Genomic DNA, 1,419 nt, shown 5'->3' on the forward strand with positions numbered 1-1,419 from the left:
TTCATGGCCTGACGCATATCGGCGGCGAAAAAACGCTTAACTTGCATAAACCACTACCTCAGCCGTTGGGCCCTACTGTCGCAACGATGGTCACTTGCTTGTTGTCAGGGATTTCCTGATAAGCCAACACGTGCAAACCCGGGACTGCCAGCCGGCCAAATCGCGAGAGCATCGCGCGAACCGGACCGGCCACCAGCAGAATCACCGGTTGACCTTGCATCTCCTGGCGCTGCGCCGCATCGATCAGCGAGCGTTGCAGCTTTTCAGCCATGCTTGGCTCCAGCAGAACGCCCTCTTCCGAGCCTTGTCCTGCCTTCTGCAGACTATTGAGCAATATTTGTTCCAACCTTGGCTCCAGCGTGATCACTGGCAGCTCGGAGTCAGTGCCTACAATGCTTTGCACGATTGCGCGGCTAACGCCGACACGCACCGCAGCCACCAGGGCGGCGGTATCTTGACTCTTGGAAGCATTGTTGGCGATGGCTTCGGCTATGCTTCGAATGTCACGCACCGGCACCTGCTCTGCCAGCAGCGCTTGCAGAACCTTGAGCAGTTGAGACAGCGACAACACACCCGGCACCAATTCTTCGGCCAGTTTCGGCGAGTTTTTCGCCAGCAACTGCATCAGTTGCTGCACTTCCTCGTGCCCGATCAGCTCACTGGAATGCTTGTACAGAATCTGGTTCAAGTGAGTGGCCACTACTGTACTGGCATCGACCACTGTATAGCCAAGGGATTGTGCCTGGGCACGTTGACTGATTTCGATCCAGACCGCTTCCAGACCGAAAGCCGGATCTTTGGCGGTAATGCCGTTGAGCGTGCCGTATACCTGCCCCGGGTTGATCGCCAGTTCGCGATCCGGGTAAATCTCCGCCTCGGCCAGGATCACCCCCATCAAGGTCAGGCGGTAGGCACTTGGTGCCAGGTCGAGGTTGTCGCGGATGTGCACGGTCGGCATCAGGAAGCCCAGGTCCTGTGACAACTTCTTGCGCACGCCCTTGATCCGCGCCAGCAATTGACCACCCTGATTGCGATCCACCAATGGAATCAGGCGGTAGCCGACTTCCAGGCCGATCATGTCGATCGGCGTCACGTCATCCCAGCCCAACTCCTTGGTTTCCTGCGCGCGCGCTGGCGATGGCAGCAATTCCTGCTGACGCTTGACCTCCTGCAACGCCTGGACCTTGACCTGGTTCTGCTTGCGCCAGAACAGGTAGGCACCACCCGCCGCCAGGGCAGCCATGGTCAGGAAGGAAAAGTGCGGCATGCCGGGCACCAGCCCCATCACCGCCATCAAGCCTGCCGATACGGCCAGCGCCTTGGGCGATGCGAACATCTGACGATTGATCTGTTTACCCATGTCCTCCGAACCGGAAGCACGGGTCACCATGATCGCCGCAGCGGTGGACAACAACAGTG

General features: G+C 58.8%; 1 protein-coding gene. It reads right to left on the bottom strand.

Annotated features, from left to right (window positions below):
• Positions 1–58: 58 nt before the first annotated feature.
• Positions 59–1,419 (bottom strand): FHIPEP family type III secretion protein (locus D8V06_RS21505; protein ID WP_130931741.1); only part of this gene is annotated, 1,361 nt, incomplete at its 5' end.

It is taken from the genome of Pseudomonas sp. Sample_24 (assembly GCF_004307605.1).
Taxonomy (GTDB): Bacteria; Pseudomonadota; Gammaproteobacteria; order Pseudomonadales; family Pseudomonadaceae; genus Aquipseudomonas.